The organism is Streptomyces sp. NPDC007983 (assembly GCF_042958345.1).
Classification (GTDB): Bacteria; Actinomycetota; Actinomycetes; order Streptomycetales; family Streptomycetaceae; genus Streptomyces.
In genome coordinates, this window is sequence record NZ_JBIBJI010000010.1 from 238,946 (window position 1) to 259,897 (window position 20,952).

18 protein-coding genes and 1 tRNA gene are annotated in these 20,952 nt (G+C 72.5%); 13 read left to right on the forward strand and 6 right to left on the reverse strand.

Features of this window, described 5'->3' with window-relative positions:
• Nucleotides 1-44: 44 nt before the first annotated feature.
• On the reverse strand, nt 45-1,091 hold the full coding sequence (locus ACFZCY_RS29175) for a substrate-binding domain-containing protein (protein WP_391179619.1): 1,047 nt from the start codon (nt 1,089-1,091) through the stop codon (nt 45-47).
• Between the two features lie 275 nt (nt 1,092-1,366).
• Between ACFZCY_RS29175 and ACFZCY_RS29180 the strand changes: the two genes are divergently transcribed.
• From ACFZCY_RS29180 to ACFZCY_RS29200, 5 genes are all read left to right on the forward strand, one after another.
• Nucleotides 1,367-2,701 carry an extracellular solute-binding protein gene (locus ACFZCY_RS29180; protein WP_391179622.1) on the forward strand — a complete coding sequence of 445 codons (1,335 nt, stop codon included), beginning with the start codon at nt 1,367-1,369 and terminating at the stop codon, nt 2,699-2,701.
• 7 nt (nt 2,702-2,708) lie between these two features.
• Nucleotides 2,709-3,734: an ABC transporter permease subunit gene (locus ACFZCY_RS29185; RefSeq protein ID WP_391179625.1), complete on the forward strand. Its 1,026-nt coding sequence runs from the start codon at nt 2,709-2,711 to the stop codon at nt 3,732-3,734.
• A gap of 17 nt (nt 3,735-3,751) precedes the next feature.
• Nucleotides 3,752-4,666: an ABC transporter permease subunit gene (locus ACFZCY_RS29190; RefSeq protein ID WP_391179628.1), complete on the forward strand. Its 915-nt coding sequence runs from the start codon at nt 3,752-3,754 to the stop codon at nt 4,664-4,666.
• 99 nt (nt 4,667-4,765) lie between these two features.
• Nucleotides 4,766-6,172 carry a GH1 family beta-glucosidase gene (locus ACFZCY_RS29195; protein WP_391179631.1) on the forward strand — a complete coding sequence of 469 codons (1,407 nt, stop codon included), beginning with the start codon at nt 4,766-4,768 and terminating at the stop codon, nt 6,170-6,172.
• Between the two features lie 166 nt (nt 6,173-6,338).
• Complete coding sequence (locus tag ACFZCY_RS29200) at nt 6,339-7,937, forward strand: cytochrome b N-terminal domain-containing protein (RefSeq protein WP_391179635.1); 1,599 nt, start codon at nt 6,339-6,341, stop codon at nt 7,935-7,937.
• A 15-nt stretch (nt 7,938-7,952) separates the two neighbouring features.
• Here the strand turns inward: ACFZCY_RS29200 and ACFZCY_RS29205 are convergent, their stop codons facing one another.
• From ACFZCY_RS29205 to ACFZCY_RS29215, 3 genes are all read right to left on the reverse strand, one after another.
• A complete protein-coding gene (locus ACFZCY_RS29205) occupies nt 7,953-9,125 on the reverse strand; it encodes a chitinase (RefSeq protein WP_391179637.1) in 1,173 nt (390 codons plus the stop codon).
• 105 nt (nt 9,126-9,230) lie between these two features.
• Nucleotides 9,231-10,124, reverse strand: coding sequence for a fused MFS/spermidine synthase (locus ACFZCY_RS29210; RefSeq protein WP_391179639.1), 894 nt, complete (start codon nt 10,122-10,124; stop codon nt 9,231-9,233).
• A gap of 57 nt (nt 10,125-10,181) precedes the next feature.
• The gene (locus ACFZCY_RS29215) at nt 10,182-10,595 is read right to left on the reverse strand and encodes a hypothetical protein (RefSeq protein WP_391179642.1); all 414 of its coding nucleotides are present in this window, start codon (nt 10,593-10,595) and stop codon (nt 10,182-10,184) included.
• Nucleotides 10,596-10,781: 186 nt separating this feature from the next.
• Between ACFZCY_RS29215 and ACFZCY_RS29220 the strand changes: the two genes are divergently transcribed.
• A complete protein-coding gene (locus tag ACFZCY_RS29220) occupies nt 10,782-12,131 on the forward strand; it encodes a tetratricopeptide repeat protein (protein ID WP_391179645.1) in 1,350 nt (449 codons plus the stop codon).
• A 32-nt stretch (nt 12,132-12,163) separates the two neighbouring features.
• Here ACFZCY_RS29220 and ACFZCY_RS29225 read toward each other — a convergent pair whose 3' ends face one another.
• A complete protein-coding gene (locus ACFZCY_RS29225) occupies nt 12,164-12,757 on the reverse strand; it encodes a histidine phosphatase family protein (RefSeq protein WP_391179647.1) in 594 nt (197 codons plus the stop codon).
• 299 nt (nt 12,758-13,056) lie between these two features.
• On the opposite strand from ACFZCY_RS29225, the gene ACFZCY_RS29230 reads away from it, so the two are divergent.
• From ACFZCY_RS29230 to ACFZCY_RS29260, 7 genes are all read left to right on the forward strand, one after another.
• Nucleotides 13,057-14,127 carry a phosphatase PAP2 family protein gene (locus tag ACFZCY_RS29230; protein ID WP_391179650.1) on the forward strand — a complete coding sequence of 357 codons (1,071 nt, stop codon included), beginning with the start codon at nt 13,057-13,059 and terminating at the stop codon, nt 14,125-14,127.
• A complete protein-coding gene (locus ACFZCY_RS29235) occupies nt 14,021-15,295 on the forward strand; it encodes a hypothetical protein (protein ID WP_391179653.1) in 1,275 nt (424 codons plus the stop codon). The genes ACFZCY_RS29230 and ACFZCY_RS29235 overlap by 107 nt, the downstream gene beginning before the upstream one ends.
• Nucleotides 15,286-16,866, forward strand: coding sequence for a hypothetical protein (locus tag ACFZCY_RS29240; protein ID WP_391179657.1), 1,581 nt, complete (start codon nt 15,286-15,288; stop codon nt 16,864-16,866). Before ACFZCY_RS29235 ends, ACFZCY_RS29240 begins: the two co-directional genes overlap by 10 nt.
• The gene (locus tag ACFZCY_RS29245; RefSeq protein WP_391179660.1) at nt 16,863-18,230 is read left to right on the forward strand and encodes an AAA family ATPase; all 1,368 of its coding nucleotides are present in this window, start codon (nt 16,863-16,865) and stop codon (nt 18,228-18,230) included. The genes ACFZCY_RS29240 and ACFZCY_RS29245 overlap by 4 nt, the downstream gene beginning before the upstream one ends.
• A gap of 166 nt (nt 18,231-18,396) precedes the next feature.
• Nucleotides 18,397-18,762 carry a hypothetical protein gene (locus tag ACFZCY_RS29250; protein ID WP_361474706.1) on the forward strand — a complete coding sequence of 122 codons (366 nt, stop codon included), beginning with the start codon at nt 18,397-18,399 and terminating at the stop codon, nt 18,760-18,762.
• Between the two features lie 160 nt (nt 18,763-18,922).
• Nucleotides 18,923-19,540, forward strand: a complete 618-nt coding sequence (locus ACFZCY_RS29255) for a bifunctional DNA primase/polymerase (RefSeq protein WP_391179663.1) — start codon at nt 18,923-18,925, stop codon at nt 19,538-19,540.
• Between the two features lie 89 nt (nt 19,541-19,629).
• Nucleotides 19,630-19,703, forward strand: a tRNA-Lys gene (locus tag ACFZCY_RS29260).
• Between the two features lie 19 nt (nt 19,704-19,722).
• Here the strand turns inward: ACFZCY_RS29260 and ACFZCY_RS29265 are convergent.
• Nucleotides 19,723-20,940 (reverse strand): nucleotide disphospho-sugar-binding domain-containing protein, encoded by a 1,218-nt coding sequence (locus ACFZCY_RS29265; protein ID WP_391179665.1) that lies wholly within the window; start codon nt 20,938-20,940, stop codon nt 19,723-19,725.
• Nucleotides 20,941-20,952: the final 12 nt, after the last annotated feature.

Below are 20,952 nucleotides of genomic sequence, written 5' to 3' on the forward strand. Positions count from 1 at the left end.
GTCCCGCTCGTGTTCGAGGCGAACGCGAGCGGGACCCTTTGTGCTCACGACGACGCGCGGCGCACCAGCTGGGTCGGCAGCACCACCTGCGGGCGCTTGGAGGGGCGTTCCGCGGGGCCTTCGATCTCCTCCAGCAGAACCCGCACCATCGCCCGGCCCATCTCCTCGGTCGCCTGCCGGACGCTGGTGAGCGGCGGGTCCATGTGGCGGGCGACGGCGGAGTCCTCGAAGCCGACCAGCGCGACGTCGTCCGGGACGCGCCGCCCGGACTCGCGCAGCACCTGGCGGGCGCCCGCGGCCATGACGTCCGAGGCGGCGAAGACGGCGTCCAGGCCCGGCCGCAGCTCCAGCAGCTGGCGCATCGCCCGGCGGCCGCCCTCCTCGGTGAAGTCGGCGGACGCCATCAGCTCCGGTTCCGGCTCCCGGCCCGCCGCCCGGACCGCGGCGCGGTAGCCGTCCAGGCGGCACTGGGCGACGTACATGTCCAGCGGTCCGGTGATGGTGGCGACGGTGGTGCGGCCGCGCCCGATGAGGTGCTCCACGGCGGACTGCGCGCCGCCGGTGTTGTCCGAGTCGACGTACGGCACCGACTCGTGCGCCGAGCGGCGCCCGCTGAGCACCGCGGGCATCTCTATGCGCTCCAGCAGGTCCGGAAGCGGGTCGTCCGCGTGGACGGACACCAGCAGGACGCCGTCGACCCGGTGTGCGGAGAGGTAATCGGCGAAGCGCTGGCGCTCCTTGGGGGTGCGGATGAGGGTCAGCAGCAGCTGCAGGTCGGTGTCGGCCAGCTCGGCGCCGACGCCGCGGATGATGTCCGAGAAGTACGGCTCGGCGAACAGCCGGGTCTCGGGCTCGGGTATGACGAGCGCGACGGCGTCGGCCCGGTTGGCGGCCAGCGCGCGGGCCACCCGGTTGGGTACGTAGCCGAGTTCGGCGACGGCCTGCTCGACGGCCGTACGGGTGCGGTCGCTGACCCTCGGCGAGCCGTTGATCACCCGGGAGACGGTGCCGCGGCCGACGCCGGCGCGGGCCGCGACCTCCTCGAGCGTGGGCCTGCCGCGCCCCGCACCATGCCGCCGGGTTCCTGCCATCTCGCGCCTCCAGCCTCCGTACCCAGCAGATCCACCCACGTGGGCGGCTGCGGTGGACATTCAACAGCAGTGCGGTTTCCGGAAGTTGTCCCGCGCTGTCCCTTGACACCCCAGCGGGGACCCGCGACCCTTCAACACATCAACCTGGGAGCGCTCCCACAGTACCTGAGTCATACACAACCCGCACGCTGCCCGCCCGTGCCGATGCATCTCAAAGTCCCATGGATTCCCCCATTTTGGCCGGGAGCGGTACGTCAGGGCGCTAGGAGGACGGAATGCGCAGGATCACTGGTACGTACCGCAGCAGAGCGGTGGCCCTCGCGGCCATCGCCACGTTAGGGGCCGGACTGCTCAGCGGATGCGCCGACGACGGCGACGACGGAGCCGACAACCCGTCCGGCGGCGGAGACAGCAAGGGCAAGACGGTCGTCACCGTCGGCGCGTACGGCGTCATGGGTTTCAAACAGGCCGGGCTCTATGCCGAGTACATGAAGCAGCACCCGAAAATCAAGATCGAAGAGAACGTGATCGACCCGGCCTCGAACTACTACCCGCAGCTGCTCACCCATCTCGGGTCGGGCAGTGGACTCGCCGACATCCAGGCGGTCGAGGTGGGCAACATCAATGAGGTCGCCACCACCCAGGCCGACAAGTTCGTTGATCTTTCGAAGGCAGAAGGCGTCAAAAAGGAGAACTTCCTCGACTGGAAGTGGGCGCAGGCCACCGCCAAGGACGGAAAGACGATCGGCCTCGGCACGGACGTGGGCCCGATGGCGATCTGCTACCGCAAGGACCTCTTCCAGCAGGCCGGACTCCCGACCGAGCGTGACGCGGTCTCCAAGCTCTGGGCGGGCGACTGGCAGAAGTACCTCGACGCCGGCAAGGACTACGCGAAGAAGGCGCCGGGCGGAGCCGCGTTCCTGGACTCGGCCGGCGGACTGTTCAACGCGGCGGTCTCCGGCAGTTCGGAGGTCTATTACGACAAGAGCGGGAAGCCCATCTACAAGGACAGCCCGGCCGTCAAGGAGGCGTGGAAGCTGGCGACCGACGCGTCTGCCTCCAAACTCTCCGCCAAGCTCCAGGAGTTCACCAAGCCCTGGCAGCAGGCGCTCGCCAACGGCAAGTTCGCCACCGTCTCCTGCCCGGCCTGGATGCTCGGCCAGATCAAGGAGTACGCCGGGGACAAGTACAACGGCAAGTGGGACGTCGCCGCCGCCCCCAAGCCCGCCAACTGGGGCGGCTCCTTCCTCTCGGTGCCGCAGGCGGCGAAGAACAAGGACGAGGCGGTCAAGCTCGCCACCTGGCTGACCGCGCCCGAGCAGCAGGCCACGCTCTTCGAGAAGCAGGCGAGCTTCCCCAGCGCCCAGGCCGCGTACAACCTGCCCCAGGTGGCCGGCGCCAAGCTCCCGTACTTCGGCAACGCGCCCATCGGCAAGATCTTCTCCGAGGCGGCGAAGCAAAGCCCGACGCAGGTCCTGGGCCCGAAGGACGCCGTCATCAAGCAGAACTTCACCGATGTCGGCCTGCTCCAGGTCGAGCAGCAGGGCAAGTCCGCCGACGAAGGCTGGAAGGCCGCGATCAAGACGAACGACAACGCGCTGGACCAGTGACCCGGACATGACCGCACCTTCCGGTTTCACCCCTGATACGGCCGCGCCCCCCGCAGGGCAGGGGGGCGCGGCCCCGCGCGCCGCGACCACGCCGGCGCCCGACCCGGCCGAGCAGCGGCGTCGCGACCGGCGCAGCCGCCGCTACCGCTGGGATCTGCGATGGAGCCCGTACGCCTTCGTCGCACCCTTCTTCGTCTTCTTCGCCGCCTTCGGCCTCTTCCCCCTGCTCTACACGGGGTGGGCCTCGCTGCACCAAGTGGAGCTCACCAGCCCCACCCATATGGAGTGGGCGGGGTGGCACAACTACTCCCGACTGTGGGACGACGAGTTCTTCTGGAAAGCGCTGCGGAACACCTTCACCATCGGGGTGATCTCCACCGTTCCCCAGCTGCTGATGGCCCTCGGGATCGCGCATCTGCTCAACTACCGGCTGCGCGCCTCGATGTTCTTCCGGGTGGCGATCCTCACCCCGTACGCCACCTCCGTCGCTGCCGCCACGCTGGTGTTCGCGCTGCTCTTCGGGCGTGACTACGGCATGGTCAACTGGTCTCTGGGGCTGGTCGGACTGGACGGCATCGACTGGCAGAACGGCACCTGGACCTCGCAGATCGCGGTCTCCACGATCGTCATCTGGCGGTGGACCGGCTACAACGCGCTGATCTACCTGGCCGCCATGCAGGCCGTGCCGAACGATCTGTACGAGTCGGCGGCGCTGGACGGGGCGTCGCGCTGGGAGCAGTTCCTGCATGTCACCGTCCCGTCGCTGCGGCCCACCATCCTCTTCACGGTCGTCGTCTCCACGATCGGGGCCACCCAGCTCTTCGGTGAGCCGCTGCTGTTCAACACCGCCGGGACGGCCACCGGCGGCGCCGATCACCAGTACCAGACACTCGGCCTGTACATGTACGAGCAGGGCTGGGTGAACCTGCACCTGGGCCGGGCCTCCGCCATCGCCTGGACGATGTTCCTGATCCTGCTGCTGATCGCCGCGGCCAACGCGCTGTTCGCGCGACGGCTGCGGAAGAGCCAGTGAGGGAGACGAGGAGAACCATGAGCGCCACTGTCTCTTCCCGGCAGACACGCGATCCGGCAGCTCCCGCGCGCACCGCTCCGCGGGGCGGAAGGGGCCGCGGCCGAGCGGGCAGACAGCTGCACGGCGGCAAGATCACCTACGCCGTGCTGACCCTGCTCACCATCGGCTCGCTCTTCCCGCTGGTGTGGACCGCCATCGCCGCCTCCCGCACCAACACCCGGCTGGCCCAGACACCCCCTCCGCTGTGGTTCGGCGGCAACCTCTTCAACAACCTGGACAAGGCGTGGAACGGCGCCAACATGGGCACCGCGCTGCTCAACACGACGGTGGTGGCGGGCACGGTCGCGGCGTCAACCGTGCTGTTCTCGACCATCGCGGGCTTCGCCTTCGCCAAGCTGCGCTTCCGCTTCAAGAACGTCCTGCTGATGCTCACCATCGGGACGATGATGGTGCCGCCCCAGCTCAGCGTGGTGCCGCTGTACATGATGGTGGCCAAGCTGGAGTGGACCGACCAGCTCCAGGCGGTCATCGTGCCGACGCTCGTCAGTGCCTTCGGGGTCTTCTTCATGCGGCAGTACCTCTCCCAGGCGCTGCCGACCGAGCTGATCGAGGCGGGGCGGATGGACGGCGCGAGCAGCTTGCGGATCATCTGGCACATCGTCTTCCCGGCCGCGCGTCCGGCGATGGCGGTGCTGGGGATGCTCACCTTCGTCCAGTCGTGGAACGACTTCTTCTGGCCGTTCATCGCGCTCACGCAGAACGGCAACCCGACCATGCAGGTGGCGTTGACCGGTCTGAGCCGTGGGTATACCCCCGATCAATCACTGATCATGGCCGGGGCGCTGCTCGGCACCCTGCCGCTGCTGATCGCGTTCGTGCTCTTCGGCAAGCAGATCGTGGGAGGCATCATGCAGGGCGCGGTCAAGGGCTGAGCCCGGGCCGCCCGCCCGCACCGCCACTCCGCCCGTACCGCATTCGTCTCCCTCTCCCTCGTCCCTCCCCGCACCACGACCTCGCATGGGAGCGCTTCCATGACCCTTTCCTTCCCGCCCGGATTCCTGTGGGGCGCGGCCGCCGCCGCCTATCAGGTCGAGGGCGCCGCGCAGGAGGACGGCCGCACCCCGTCCATCTGGGACACCTTCAGCCACACCCCCGGCAAGGTGCTCGGCGGCGACACCGGCGATGTCGCGGTCGACCACTACCACCGCTTCCGCGAGGACATCCGGCTCATGGCCGACCTCAACCTCGCGGCCTACCGCTTCTCCGTCTCCTGGTCACGCGTCCAGCCCACCGGCCGCGGGCCCGCCGTACAGCGGGGGCTGGACTTCTACCGCGGCCTGGTCGACGAGCTGCTGTCCGCCGGGATCCAGCCCGTGCTGACCCTCTACCACTGGGACCTCCCCCAGGAGCTGGAGAACACCGGGGGCTGGCCGGAACGCGAGACGGCCGAGCGGTTCGCCGAGTACGCCGGGATCGTCGCGGAGGCGCTGGGCGACCGCGTCGAGTACTGGACCACTCTCAACGAGCCGTGGTGCAGCGCCTTCCTCGGCTACGGCTCCGGGGTGCACGCCCCGGGCCGCACCGAGCGGCTCGCCCCGCTGCGCGCCGCCCACCACCTCAACCTGGCCCATGGCCTCGGCGCCCAGGCGCTGCGGGCCGCCCTCCCGGCCCGCGCCCAGATCGCCATCAGCCTCAACCCGGCCGTGATCCGCCCGCTCACCCAGGACCCCGCCGACCTGGACGCTCAGCGCCGTATCGACGCGCTGGCCAACCGGGTGTTCAGCGGGCCGCTGCTGCGCGGCGCGTATCCGAGCGACCTGATCGAGGACACGGCGGCTATCACCGACTGGTCCTTCGTCCGCGATGGCGACCTGGCCGTCATCAAGCACCCCCTCGACGCGCTCGGCATCAACTACTACACGCCCTCATTGGTATCAGCCGCCACCGACAACGGGGACCGGCCCGCCCGGCACGACGGCCACGGGGCCAGCGCCCACTCCCCCTGGCCGGGCTCGGAGCGGGTCGCCTTCCACCAGACGCCGGGCGAGCGCACCGAGATGGGCTGGACCGTCGACCCGACCGGACTGTACGACCTGCTGATGCGCTACACGCGGGAGGCGCCGGGCGTACCGCTGTACATCACCGAGAACGGCGCCGCGTACGACGACAAGCCGGACGCGGACGGCCAGGTCCACGACCCGGAGCGGATCGACTACCTGCGCGCCCACCTGGCCACCGCCCACCGGGCCATCGCGGACGGCGTCGATCTGCGCGGCTACTTCCTGTGGTCGCTGATGGACAACTTCGAATGGGCGTACGGCTACAGCAAGCGCTTCGGCGCGGTCTACGTCGACTACCCGACCCAGGCCCGCATCCCCAAGGCCAGCGCGCGCTGGTACGCGGATGTCGCCCGCACCGGAGAACTGCCGGAGGCGTAATCGATTCGGCCGGGGAAAAGACCGCGGCTCCGCCCAACCTGGGGGGTGGGCGGAGCCGCGCTTTCTGCCCCGTTCGCAACCGGAATTCCCCCGAACGGATCACGGCATGGTCCACACGCCCGGCCGGCGGAGCGGACGGCGGACGGGGCTGGTAAATGCATGAGATATGAGCGACACAAAGGGCGAGGCACTCGCCGGGTGGTTCGACGGGCGGGTCGGCCTCTTCAAGATGGCCAAGGCCAATCTGCGGAAGGTCTTCCCCGACCACTGGTCCTTCCTGATCGGCGAGATCGCCCTGTACACGTTCGTCATCATCATTCTGACGGGCGTCTATCTGACCTTGTTCTTCGAGCCCGCCATGAACGAGGTCGTCTACCGCGGTTCGTACGCGCCGCTCAACGGCATCCGCATGTCCCAGGCGTTCGCGTCCACGATGGACATCAGCTTCGACGTGCGCGGCGGCCTGCTGATCCGGCAGATCCACCACTGGGCGGCCGTGGTCTTCATCGCGAGCATGCTCGCCCACATGATGCGCACGTTCTTCAACGGCGTCTTCCGCAAGCCGCGCGAAATCAACTGGCTCTCCGGCGCCGGACTGCTGATTCTCGGCATGTTCGACGGCTTCATGGGCTATTCGCTCCCCGATGACCTGCTGTCCGGCACCGGACTGCGCTTCATGGAGGGCGCGATCCTGTCGGTTCCGATCGTCGGCACGTATCTGTCGTTCTTCTTCTTCGGCGGACAGTTCCCCGGGACGATCGTCGTCTCCCGCCTCTTCACCCTCCATGTGCTGCTCATCCCCGGTATCATGCTCGGCCTGCTGGCCGTCCATATGATTCTGCTCGTGTATCACAAGCACACCCATCACCCGGGCCCCGGCAAGAAGAACATGAATATCGTGGGTCCGCCGCTGTGGCCGGTCTATGTCGCCAAATCCGGCGGGTTCTTCTTCCTCGTCTTCGGAATCACCACCCTGATGGCGGGCATCGCCCAGATCAATCCGATCTGGATGTACGGCCCCTACCGGCCCGACCAGGTCTCCACCGACGCCCAGCCCGACTGGTACATGGGCTACTCCGAAGGGCTGATCCGGCTGATGCCGGGCTGGGAGATCCATCTGTGGGGCCACACCCTGGTGCTCGGCGTCTTCATCCCCCTCGTGATCTTCCCGACGGTGCTGCTGATCATCTGGCTCTACCCGTTCCTCGAAGCGTGGATCACCGGCGACAAGCGCGAACACCATCTGAACCAGCGCCCGCGCAACGCCCCCACCCGCACCGCCTTCGGCGCCGCCTGGATCGGCCTGTACACGGTCCTGCTGATCGGCGGCGGCAACGACCTCGTCGCGACCCACTTCCACCTGTCGATCAACGCGATCACCTGGGCCTGCCGGATCGGCTTCTTCTTGGTGCCGGCCGTGGTGTTCGCCGCCACCCGGCGGATCTGTCTCGGGCTGCAGCGGCGCGACCGGGACACGGTGCTGCACGGCCGCGAGTCCGGCATCATCCAGCGGCTGCCGCACGGCGAGTACATCGAGGTGCACGAGCCGCTGTCACCGGGCGAGCGGTACACGCTGATGGCCGACGAGCAGTACGAGCCCCTGGAGCTGCCACCGGCCGTGGACGCGGCCGGGGTCGAACGGAAGCTGTCCCGCTCGGTGCGGCTGCGGACGCGGCTGTCCCGCTTCTACTTCGGCGACCGCGGCCAGATCGCCAAGCCGACGGCCGAGGAGTACCGGGAGCACCAGGAGACCCCACACCACTAGCCGGGGCGTGTCGGCTCAGCCCTGGTAGCCGCCCAGCGCCTTGGTGAACGCGAGCGCGTCCTGCTCGATCGAGCTGCAGATCGCCGACGCCGACTTCCGGACGCCGCCCGCGCACTGCTGGTCGCGGGTCGCGGACCACATGGACAGCCGGGCCAGCCCCTTGGCCCTGGCGAACTTCACCAGCTGTGCGGCGTCGTCGACCGTGAATATCTCGTTCTTGACGTCGTTGACGCCGATCATCGGGGTGACGGCGACGGTCTTCCACGCCGCCTCGTCGCTCAGCCCCAGGGCGCGCTTGAGCTGCTTCTGGGTCGCGGTGGCCGCGTCGATCGCGTACTGGCCCATGTCGCCGTCGAAGAAGGTGCCGTAGTCCATGGCCATGATGTTGACCGCGGAGACCTTCACCCCGTTCTCCCTGGCGTCGGCGACCAGCTCGGCGCCGTCCCGGGTGAGGCCGGTGGGCATCACGGGCAGGGTGAAGGAGACGTCCAGACCGGGGTTCCGCTTCTGCAGCGCCGTGATGGCCTGAGCCCGGCGGGTGCTGGCCTCGGCGTTCTTCAGCGCCTTGCCCTCGATGTCGAAGTCGACCTTGGTCAGCTTGAACCGGTCCACGACCTCGCCGTACGCCGCCGTCAGCTCCTCCACCGAGGAGCAGGCGAGGGCCAGTTCGGAACCGGCCTGGCCGCCGAAGGAGATACGGATGTCGCCGCCCTCCGCCCGCAGCGCCTCGGCCTGCGGGGCCACCTTGTCGCCGCCGAGGGCGGTCCTGCCGCCCCACTTGGGGGTGCAGCCGCCGCCGGGGGAGACGAAACCGAGCGTGAACTCCTTCACGCCGGTCCTCTTCGCGGTGGCGACCATGTCGTAGGGGACGTGGAGCGAGGTGTCGATGTACGGGGCGAAGCGGGCGTCCGCGGCCTCCACGGGGGGCTTCTCCGATCCCGTCCCCGGCGCCGTGCCCGGTGTCGTCCCCGGCGCGGCTCCCGGTCCCGTGCCCGGGCCCGTACCTGTGCCCGGTCCTGTGCCCGTGCCCGCCCCCATGTCCGGTGGTGCCTCGTCCACCGCTTCCCCGCCGCCGACCGCGCTGCTCAGCGCGAACGCCGCCCCGCCCGCCACGAGGACGGCGGCGGTCGCTCCGATCGCCATCGTGCTCCGGCCCACGGTGCGGCGGCGGCTCCTGCGGCTCATCATCTGCCTGCCCTGCGTACGTAGTCGGGGGTGGTGTACGGGGGGCACGCTAGCGAGCGGATCCGGGGCTCACGACCGGATCTGTGGAATGCGACAGATTTTCGCGGGTCAGTCGAAAACGGCCGCCGGAGGTGCCGGAGACCGTGTGGCGGTCGCGTCGGTGACCGGGGCCGCGCCGCCGGTGAAGTCCGCGAGCGCGCGGCCGTGTTCGACCCGGGCGGGGTGCGGGTCCACGGCGGCGCGGCGGGTCAGCTCGGCCACCGGCAGCTCGTGGTCGGCGGCCAGCAGGACGGCGTTGCCGAAGCGGCGGCCGCGGAGCACGGCGGGGTCGGCGGTCAGGCACACCTCGGCGAACGCGGCGCGGGCGGTGGCGATCTGGGCGCGCAGATGGGCCAGCGGCGGTCCGTCGGCGACGTTCGCCGCGTACAGCCCGCCGGGGCGCAGCACCCGGCGGACCTCGGCCAGGAACTCCGCGCTGGTCAGGTGCGCGGGGGTGCGGGCCCCGCTGAAGACGTCCGCGATGACCAGATCGGCCCAGCCCTCGGGCAGCTTGGCGAGCCCGGCCCGGGCGTCGGCGCCCCGCACCCGTATCCGGTCGCCGGGGTCGAGCGGCAGCTCACGCCGTACGAACTGGACGAGCGCGGCATCGATCTCGACGATCTGCTGGGTGGAGCGGGGCCGGGTGGCCGCGATGTAGCGGGCGAGAGTGAAGGCGCCGCCGCCCAGATGGACGGCGTGCAGCGGGCGCCCCGGCGGGGCGGCGAGATCGGCGGCGTGGCCGAGCCGCCGCTGATACTCGAAGTCCAGGTGGGCGGGGTCGTCGAGGTCCACATGGGACTGCGGTTTGCCGTCCAGCAGCAGCGTCCAGCCGCGCGGGCGGTCACGGTCCGGCACCAGCTCGGCGAGGCCCCCGTCGACGGGTGCGGTGATCGGCTCGGGGGTGCGGCCCCGGCCCGCCGCGCGCCCGCGCGCCGCCGCTCGCTTCTTCGTGCCTTTCGCCATGGGCCCCAGTATGGGCCGGGCCACCGACAGCCGGTCCGCCACCCTCCTGAGCAGCGATTACTGGCAGCGGTCGACGGCCTCGATCGTGCGGGCCGCCTCACCGAGCGCGGCCCGCAGCTCCGCGGGGTCGGTGGCCCCGGTGTACGCGGCGTCCGGCGGCACCAGCCAGTGGGTAGCGGCCTGTCCCGGGGCGCCGCCGTCGCTTATCCGCATGCCGCGCCCGGCCGTCTGCATGCAGGCGCTGCCCGGCATGTCCCAGCCGTCCGCGGTGCCGGGCGGCACCAGGAAGCCGAGGGTGTCGCAGGCGTTGTCGTGCATCACGGGGCCGAGGCCGTCGCAGCCGCGGCGCAGGATGTCCACCGCCTCCAGCCCTTGGCGGGCGGGCACGGTGACCAGATCGCAGTCCTGGCGCGGGTGATGTTGGGCAGTCGTCCGCGAGCGGCTGATATCCACTCCGGCCTCCCTCTTCATCGGGTTGCACAGGGTTCAACGCTCGGCAGTGTCAACGGCTACGGCCGAATGCCGCCGTAAAGGATGGCAGTTCATGGCAGATCGCAGGCGACTTGTCTTTATTGCCGGAAACATCCCAATGTCAGGAACGCCTTAACCGGTACGGTTCTCCCCCGCCGACACGGCAGCACCGTAGGGAGGGTCACCATGAGGCCGCTTCCGGAATCGTCGCCTTCTCCGTCTCCCCGGCCGAACACCGCGTTCCGGCTGTTACGCGGGCAGCTCTCACCGGCCGAGTTCGCGGCGTCCGTACGGCGCGCGGCCCGCGAGATCGGCGAACAGGTCTCCTGTGACGCGCGCTATGTCGGCCGCGTCGAGTCGGGGGCGATCCGCTGCCCCAACTATGCCTACGAGCGCGTCTTCCGCCATATGTTCCCCGGCCGCACCCTCACCGACCTGGGGTTCACCCCGCGCGAGGCGGTCCGGGGCCGCCCGGTCGGGCCCGCCGCCGTACCGGCGCCCCGCCCGGAGCCCGAACCCCGCGCCCCGGCCGGCATCGACGTCTTCGAGGAGAGCGAACTGCTACGGCGTGCGTTCATGGCCGGCGGGGCGGCGGCCGCCGCCGAGGCCGTGCGGACCCCCCGGCGGGCCGGGCAGGCCGAGGCGGCCGCCGTGGAGGAGGCCGTGCGCCGGATCCGGCTGCTGGACGACCGGCACGGCGCGGACAGCCTCTACGTCCACACCGCCCGCCCGCTGAGCGCCGCGTACACGCTGCTCGACGCGGGCGGCCACAGCCGCTCCGTCGCGGAGCGGCTGTACGCGGGCGCGGGTGAGCTGGCCATCTCGGTGGGCTGGCTCGCCCATGACTCCGGGCGGCTCACCGACGCCCGCTCGCACTACGCGGAGGCGCTGGCCACCGCGCGTGTCACGGGTGATCCGGCCCTGGAGGCCCACGCGTTCTGCAACACCGCCTTCCTGGCCCGCGACGCGGGCCGCCCCCGCGAGGCCGTGCGTGCCGCCCAGGCCGCGCAGCGGGCCGCGCGGCGGCTCGCCTCGCCCCGGCTGCTGTCGCTCATCGCGCTGCGCGAGGCGGGCGGCCGGGCCTGGCTGGCGGACCGCGGCGGCTGCGAACGGGCCCTGCTGCGCGCCCAGGCGCTCTTCGGCCGCGGCCCCTGCGACGACGACCCGGAGTGGATGACCTTCTTCGGCGAGGCCGAACTGGAGGGGCTGGAGGCGCAGTGCTGGTCGGCACTGGGCGACTGGGGGCGTGCGGCGGAGCACGCGCGCCGCGCGGTCTCCCTCCAGAAGCCCCACTTCACCCGCAACATCGCCCTGTTCACCACGGAGCTGGCGAGCGACCTGGTCGCGGACGGCGAGCCGGAGGCGGCCGCCGCGGCGGCGGACCGCGCCCTGGGCCTGCTGAACCAGGTCACGTCCTCCCGGATCCGCCGCATGCTGGAGGACACCGCCCGCCTGCTGCGCCCGCACGGCCGCAACGCGGTGGTCGCCGACTTCCTCGCCCGCTATCAGCAGACCGGCCGGGAGAGCCCGGCCTGACCAGCAGCCGTGGCCGGTGTGGTGGCTGGACGTCAGGCCAGGTGCCCGGTGTCGTTCCAGCGCTCGATGGCCGGTTCGCCGTACGCCCAGCCCAGGATCGACAGGGACGTGGGGTCGAGGCGTATGCGGGCCGCGAAGGAGGCGTCGTAGCCGAGCCAGCGGGCCCCCAGGGTGCGCAGGATGTGACCGTGCGCGAAGACCAGCACATCGCGGTCGGCGGAGCGCGCCCACTCCACCACCGCGTCCGCCCGGGCGGTGATCGCGGCCAGGGACTCGCCCTCGGGGACGCCGTCGCGCCAGATGAGCCAGCCCGGGCGGGCCGCCTTGATCTCGTCCGGGGTCATCCCCTCGTAGGCGCCGTAGTCCCACTCCAGCAGGGCGTCCCACTCCTGCGCCCGGTCCCCGAAGCCCGCCAGTTCGCAGGTCTCCTTGGCGCGTACGAGCGGGCTGGTGCGCACCTCGACGTCCGGCAGGCCCGCCCACGGGTCCTGGTGCAGCCGCTCACCGAGCAGTTTCGCGCCGCGCCGCCCCTCGTCCAGCAGCGGAATGTCCGTACGGCCGGTGTGCTTGCCGGAGAGCGACCACCGCGTCTGTCCGTGCCGGGCCAGGAGGATGCGTGGTGCCATGGGGGTCGCCTTTCACCGGATACGTGCCTGCCGCGCGCCCCGCGCGCCGTGACACGCGGCCGCCCGCGGATACCTGCGCTGTGCGCGCCCTGGGGAACAAAACTCTGTCCGTCCGCCGTCCATCCATCATCGCGCACGTGATCGAGAGGCAACCTCGGGGGGACTCCCGGCGTCTTCTCCCTCGCGCGGTCATGGGCCGTGGGTCCCCGGGGGCGGTGCGGGGACCGCCTCGACGACACCGTACGGTTGATCGCGCGCCATATTGTGGCCGCCTGACTTTTAACTGGGAGAGCGTCCGGATGCCCCAAACCGCGCCCCGTGCCGGAGTGACACTGGGCAGCCGGCCCCGTTGGTGGACCGAGCTGCCGCTGATCGCGGTGGTGTACCTCGCGTACGCGGGCGGTCGGCTTCTGGGCCGAGGCGATGTGTCCACGGCCGTCGAACACGGCCTGGGAATCCTCCGTTTCGAGCGGCGGTTCAACATCGACTTCGAGTCGCCGCTCAACGACGTGTTCACCAGCCACGCCTGGATAGGCATACCGGCCGACTTCGTGTACGCGTCGCTGCACTACGCGGCCACCCCGGCGGTCCTGGTGTGGCTGTGGAAGCGCGGCCGGTCCGCGGACTACCGCTTCGCCCGCACCTGGCTGCTGATCACCACGATGATCGGACTGATCGGATTCGTCGTGGTGCCGACCTGCCCGCCGCGGCTGCTGGAGGCGAGCCAGGGCTTCGTCGACACGATGGCCCAGTACAGCTCGTACGGCTGGTGGGGCGGTGAGGCGAGCGCGCCGCGCGGCATGGGCGGGCTCACCAACCAGTACGCGGCGATGCCGAGCCTCCATGTGGGCTGGGCGCTGTGGTGCGGCATAGCGCTGTGGTGGCAGGGGCGCTCGGTGTGGTCGAAGATCGTCGCCGTGGTCTATCCGCTGGTCATCGCCCTCGTGGTGATGGGCACGGCGAACCACTACTTCCTCGACGCGGCCGCCGGTGCCGCCGCCGTGGGGGTCGGAGCGCTGCTGACCCGGCCCGCGCTGCGGCTCGCGGACACCGTCCGCGAGCGCTTCCGCCCGGCCCGCGCCGCCACCGCGACCGGTGCCGCGGCCCGTACGGCCGACGCCCCCACCGATGCCGGCACCGCCGGAAACCCGGTCGGAAACCCCGGCGCGGCCGCGAATGTCAGTGACAAGTGCGAGACTTCGGCCCGTGAACGGGAACGGATCCCCCGACAGCAGGGCAGGGGCGCGGACAGGCAACGTACGGATGGCGGCGACGGCGTCGGACGGCAAGCCGGTGCCGCTGCCGGCCGCGCCCGGGGCACCGGTGCGGGCGGCAGCGGCTCCGACAGCGCTGCGGCACCGGCTCGCTGAGCTGCGCGGCCCGTCCGCCGTTCCGCATCCGATGGACGCCCGCGCGCTGGCCGCGCTGGCGGCCAACCCCGGCTGCCGCCGCCGCGCTTTGCTCGACGGCGCCGGGGTCGACAAGGGCGCGCTCGCGCGGGCGCTCGGGGCGCCCGCGCCCTTCGGCCAGTCCCAGTTCGCGCACCAGCGCGGCAACACCTTCGAGGCACGGGTCAAGACCGACCGCGGCGCGCTGCTCATGCGGCTGCTGCACGAGCGGCTGGCCGACGGTTCGGCCGCGCCCGACCCGGACACCACCGCTACCCCCGATCTGACCGCGGCCGGTCCCCAGGGGCGCACGGCCCGTACGGCGCTGGCGCTGCGGGAGGCCACGGCGGCGGGGCGGTGGGCGCTGCTCGACCATCCGATGGTGAGCCTGGACGTCGCGGGCTCCCCCGCCTTCCTGGAGCCGGACGCGGTCGTGGTGCACCCCGACGGCTCCTGGACGGTCATCGAGATCAAGTCCTTCCCCATGGTGGACGGCGCCGCCGACCCGGCCAAGGTCGGCGCGGCGGCCCGGCAGTCGGCCGTCTACGCCCTGGCCCTCGAGCGGGTCGCGGCGCACCTCGGAGAGGTCACGGAGGGCCCGGAGGGCAAGGAGGACGGTGTCCCGGCCCGGGTGCGGCACGAGGTGCTGCTCGTCTGCCCCAAGGACTTCTCCAACCTGCCGACCGCCGAACTCGTCGATGTGCGCAAGCAGCTGGCCGTGACCCGGCGGCAGCTGGGCCGGCTCACCCGGATCGAGGAGATCGCCGCCGCCCTCCCCGAGGGCACCACCTTCGACCTGCGGCTCACCGAGGACGGCCGGACCCCGACCCGGCCCGTCGAGGAGCTGACCGCCGCGGTCGAGTCGGTGGACGCGGCGTACGCGCCCGAGTGCCTGTCCACCTGTGAGCTGGCCCTCCACTGCCGGGCGCGGGCCCGGGCGACCGGCGCCGTCGAGTCGCTGGGTCGCGGCGTCCGGGGCGAGCTGGGCGGGCTGACCACGGTGGAGGCCGTGCTCGCTGCCGCCCTGGAGGGCGGGGACGACCCGGCGCCGACCGGCGACCCGGCCGTGGACACCCTGCGGCGCGCGGCGGCCCTGCGCGCCGAGGCCCTGGCCCTCGCCCCGCGGCCTGCGGAGGCGGTATGTCGCTGATCACCACGCTGGCCCGGATGGAGGCCGTCCGGGAGGGCCGGGCGCGGCCCGTCGCCACGGTGCGGCACCGGCATCTGTCGCGGCGGCCGCTGGCGTTCGTCCCGCTGACCACCGCGGGCGAGACGGGCGCGCCGCTCGGGGCGCTGGTGGGCACCGACCGGGACGCGCCGCGGCTGCTGGTCGTCTCGCAGCCGCGCAACCGCGATCTGCGGTTCGCGTTCCTCTCCGAGCTGGCGGAGGAGATGCTTCCGTACCTGGAGGGGTACGCGGACGACGTCGAGCTGGAGGAGCGCAAGGAGACCGATCCGGAGACCGGGAAGAAGGTGCCGGTCCAGGTCGAGCTGTGTTCGGACGCGCCGCAGCTGCTGGTGCCCAGCGGTGCGGGCGTGGCGTTCGTACGGCTGCTGGGGCGGTCGATGCGGTTCCGGCGCACCGCCGAGCAGGACCCGGAGACGCCGTTCCCGGCGCCCTCGCGCGTACCGCTGCTCGGCCGGTGGCTGACGCACTACGGGGAGCGGTCCCGGGTGCCCGGCTCCTCGCTGCTGCTGTCGCTGACCGAGCTGCTGGGCCGCCACTGGGCGACCGGGCAGAGCAACCTGGAAGATCAGCACCTGGGGTCGCTACTGGCCTGGATCGACCCGCCGGAGGGCATCCCGGGCGCGGAGGCGGCGCTGCACACCGAGTCGGCGCGGGACGAGGACGGGCAGCTGCTCCACCCGCCAGCGGGCCCCGCCACCGATCCGGCGTTCGACAACAAGCTGCTGGCCCCGGCGATGTCCCGGTACGACGCGGCGCGGTCCGAGGTGACCGGCGGCGTGGCCGGAGGGGAGGCGCGGCTGCGGGCGGCCGAGGCGGAGCTGCGCGAGCTGATCGCCTCCCAGCTGCGGCCCACCTGGGACGCGCTGTGGCGGGGCGTGGATCTGCTGCGGGAGCTGCCGGAGGGGGCGCGGGTGGCGGACCGCTGGAAGCGGGACCGCTGGTCGTACACGGCCCACCGGGACCGGCTGCGGGCCGGTGAACCGCCCCAGCCGAAGCGGGACGACGCGGTGACGGCTGCGCAGAAGCTCGCGGCGCGCGAGACGGCGCAGGCCCAGCTGGACGCGCAGGAGGCGCTGGACGATCCGCTGGTCATGGCGGGGCGGCGGCTGTCCGGGGAGGCGTTCGCGGGCGAGGTCACCGAGGTGGAGATGGCCTGGTCGGAGGCGAAGGTGCCGCGGCCGAGGCCGCTGGTCACCGTGCGCACCGAGGACCGTCCGCATCTGGCCGAGCGGATGAAGCTGTACCGGCTGATGGACGACGGCCGGACGCAGACCGGGGAGTTCGCCGGGGAGGACGCCCCGGGGGTTCTGGTGGTCCGGCTGACCGGTGGGATGGGGCGTGGCAAGGAGCCGGAGCCGGGTTCGGTGCCCGAGCCGGGCGACCGGGTGTGCTGGACGCTGTTCGAGCACGCCCCGCGCGGCGGCCCGGACCTGCCCGACCCCGAGAGCACGCCCTGGACCCACGGCGGCCCGCCGGACGCCGCCGCTCCCGATCAGGCCCCCGACCCCGTGACCGAGGAGGACTATCTGTGATCGCCACGGACCGGGCGGCCCGTACGGGGAGGGGCGAGCCGTTCGACCCGTCGGCCGCGGCCGCGCGCGCGACCGACGCGATCCTGCACGACACGCTGCACGGCACGCACCGCGGTGTCGTCGTGGACTCCCCGCCCGGTGCGGGCAAGTCGACGCTGGTCGTCCGGGCGGCCCGGGAGCTGGCCGCCGCCGGGCGGCCGCTGATGGTGGTCGCGCAGACCAACGCGCAGGTGGACGACCTGGTGGACCGGCTCGCCACGGCGGACCCGGACCTTCCGGTCGGCCGGTTGCACAGCAGCGATCCGCATCCGTACGACCCCGTACTCGACGACCATCCCGCGGTGCGCTGCTCCTCGAAGGTCGCCGATCTGGCCGGGCTCGGCATCGTGGTGTCCACGGCCGCGAAATGGGCGCACGTCAAGAACGTCGAGCCGTGGAGCCACGCGATCGTGGATGAGGCGTACCAGATGCGCTCGGACGCGCTGCTGGCCGTCGCTGGGCTCTTCGAGCGGGCGCTGTTCGTCGGCGACCCCGGGCAGCTCGACCCGTTCAGCGTGGTGGGCGCCGATCAGTGGGCGGGGCTGTCGTACGACCCGTCGGCGAGCGCGGTGACCACGCTCCTGGCGCACAACCCGCGGCTTCCCCAGCACCGGCTGCCGGTGTCCTGGCGGCTGCCCGCGTCGGCCGCGCCGCTGGTCTCGGACGCGTTCTATCCGTACACGCCGTTCCGCAGCGGCACGGGCCACGGCGACCGGCGGCTGAGCTTCGGGGTGCCCTCGGACGGTTCGGGGCCGGACCGGGTGCTGGACGAGGCCGCCGTCGCGGGGTGGGGGCTGCTGGAGCTCCCGGCCCGCCGTACGCCGCGCACCGACCCGGAGGCGGTGGCTGCCGTGGCCCAGGTGGTCCGGCGGACGCTGGACCGGGGCGGCGCGGCGGTCAGCGAGCGCGCCGACGAGCCGGTGCCGCTGACGGCCGACCGGATCGCCGTCGGCACCGCGCACCGCGACCAGGCGGCGGCCGTGCGGGCGGCGCTGGCGGGGCTGGGGGTGTCGGGCGTCACCGTGGATACGGCGAACCGACTCCAGGGACGCGAGTTCGATCTGACGGTGGTGCTCCACCCGCTGTCCGGCCGCCCCGACGCGACGGCCTTCCACCTGGAGACGGGCCGGCTGTGCGTGCTGGCCTCGCGCCACCGGCATGCGTGCGTGGTGGTGTGCCGGGCGGGGGTGGCGGAGCTGCTGGACGAGCATCCGTCGACGGAGCCGGTGCAGCTGGGGGTGACGGTGAAGTTCCCGGACGGCTGGGAGGCGAACCACGCGGTCCTGTCGCACCTGGCCGAACACCGCGTCTCCTGGCGCCCCTAGGGATCTCTTGGCCGTGAGCCGGAGCCGGGGCCCCGGCGCTGGGTTCGGAGGAGGGGCCGGTGGGGAGACACCCCTGGTGGGGGCGGCGGTCTTGCCCCTCGCGCGACAATGGGAGCAGGACGCACCGCGAACCGAACGTGTCTCACGACCCAGGAGGAGAGATCACATGCCCGAGCCGGATGCGGCTCAAGGCCCGCACAGCGCCGCGCCACGGCGAATGAAACCGGCCGCGCTGCTCTTCGAACCGGCCGCCGCCGTCAAGGACGAGGCACACTTCTTCGACCTGGAGTCGATCGAGGACCCCCGCGAACTGCTCACCCGCTCGACCGAGCTGGTGCTCGCCTTCCGCGCGGCGACGGACCGGGCCATGGAGTTCCAGGCGATGGCGGCCGCGCAGCTCGCCGACCCCAGACGGTTCGACCGGCTGACCCCCGCCGTGATCGCCGAGCGGGCGGAGTGGACCGAGGACTACGCCAAAAAGATGATCGAGTTCGGTCGCGAACTGATACAAAGCGGCGAGCTGCCGGACTGATGGGCGTACTCCGTGCGAGAAACCCCCACGAACGGGCGGCGTCCTGCCGCGATCACGCGCCGGGGGCATATGCGAGCGGAAGGTACCCCATCACCCCGCGCCATGTCCCGGTTTTGCCGCATCCCCCGACACCTCCCCCGCTGACGGTAATTGTAGAAACATGAGCAGAACGCCTCGGGACTCACTTCACACCGCCGCCTACGTCACCCCGGCCGGTGCCGACTGGCTCGCCTCCGCCAGCCGGTCCCCCCGCGGCGTCCACGCGCTCTGGGCGGAGCATCCGGCGATCTCGGTCCCGCTGCCGTGCGGCACCGCGTTCGACGTCGTCAGCATGGACGCGCTCTTCGGGCGCCGGGTGGTCAGCCGGTTATGGACCGACGGCCCCGGCACGGGTCCGGTGGCCGCCCAGGGCGGCCGGGTCATGCTGTTCGCCACCCCGGGCGCGGCCCAGCGGCTGCCCGCGCTGCTCGGCTGGGAAGAGTGGGGCGGCACGGCACCACCGCTGCTCTGCTACGGCTGGGGGGACACGGTCACCGTGCCGCCCCTGTACCCCCTGGACCCCGGCCCGGCGGAGCCCGAGCCCCCGGCGGAGATCGCCTCGTACGACGCCCCCTCGCCCCGCTGGCTCGTCGCCCCCGACGTCCGCAGCCCCTGGCTGCCCGGCCCCGAGGTGCTGCTGTGGGCCTGTGTGCGGGCGGCCCGCACGCTGCCCGCCCCGGCCGGTACGGACGCCGACGACACGGCTGTGACCAGCGCACCCGCCCTGTTTCCGGGCTGAGGGCGGGCGGAATCCGGGCGGAAAGCGGGCCGAAAGATATCGATTTTCACTTCGCCTGACCCGGGTGCTAAGGTCTTCTACGTCAGCAGGCGCCGCTAGCTCAGTTGGTTAGAGCAGCTGACTCTTAATCAGCGGGTCCGGGGTTCGAGTCCCTGGCGGCGCACCGACATACGGAAGGCCTCTCACCACGCGTGAGGGGCCTTTCGTATGTCCTCGGGACGGGTGGTCAGCCGCGCCACCGCCGCCTCCGGGCCGGGCATCGACCGGGCCTCCTCCCGCAGAGCACGGGCCGCGACCACGTACGAGGGCTGCTCCAGCAGCGCGAAGAGGTCCCGGGCCAGCTGGGCACCGGCCGCCCGGGCGGTGCGGGGCGAACCGTCGAGAAGGTCGGCGGAGGTGTGCGCCCCGGCGCCCGTGAGGGCCACCCGCGCGCCGTTGAGCCGCTGCTCGGGGCGGGGCGCGACGATCAGCTGCGGCACCCCGGCCACGGCCGCGGCCAGCACGGCGGCCCCGCCGCCCTGGTGGAGCACCGCGCGGCAGCCCGGCAGCATCCGGTGCAGCGGTCCGGCGGGCGGCCGCCCCTCGGCCGCGCTGCCCAGCCGGACGACCTCCACCCCGCGCGCCTCGGCCGCCCGCAGCGCCACCCGGACGGCTTCGGGCGGGCCCGCGGCGTCCTCCCACACGGCGCAGATCCGGATCCGCCCGGGGCCCGGCCCCGGGCGGACCGGACCGTACGAGGGCTCGCCCGCCGCGTCGTACGGCGACTCGTACGGGACGAACCGCACCGGAAGCCGCCGCTCCGGCGAGGGCAGCGCCAGGCTCGGCGGGCAGGGATCGAGCCACAGCTCCGGCTCGCGCGCCGGATCCGCGCCGTAACGCCGCATCAAGCGGGCCAGGCCGGGCAGCGGCGGCCCGGCCAGTCGCTGCCGGTCCAGGCGAAGCAGCGCCGTGCTCCCCCACAGCTGGCCGACCGCGGGCACGCCCAGCGCCGCCGCGGCCACCGTGCCCGCGTACGTGCTCGCGTCGTGCACCACCAGCTCCGGCTGCCAGCAGCGGGCGTAGGCCACCAGACCCTGGGCCATCGCCTCGGCGATGGCCACCCACCGGTCCCCGAGGGCGCGCAGCGCCCCGTGCTGCTCCGGGCCGAGCACCCCGGGCCGCACCGGCCAGTCCGCGGGCCAGATGCCGCGCGCGCCGCGCGCCACGGGCGGGGGCGTGCCGAGCGCGCGGGGCAGCACCCCGGCGGGCACCGGCATCAGCCCGGCCCGGGCGACCGCCGCCGCGCAGCCGCCCGGGACCGCGACCCGCACCTGGTGCCCCGCCGCGAGGAAGGCCCGTGCGAGCGGCACCAGCGCGACCAGATGCCCGCCCGGGGCCCAGGTCGTGAACAGGACGCGCACGATCCCTCCCCG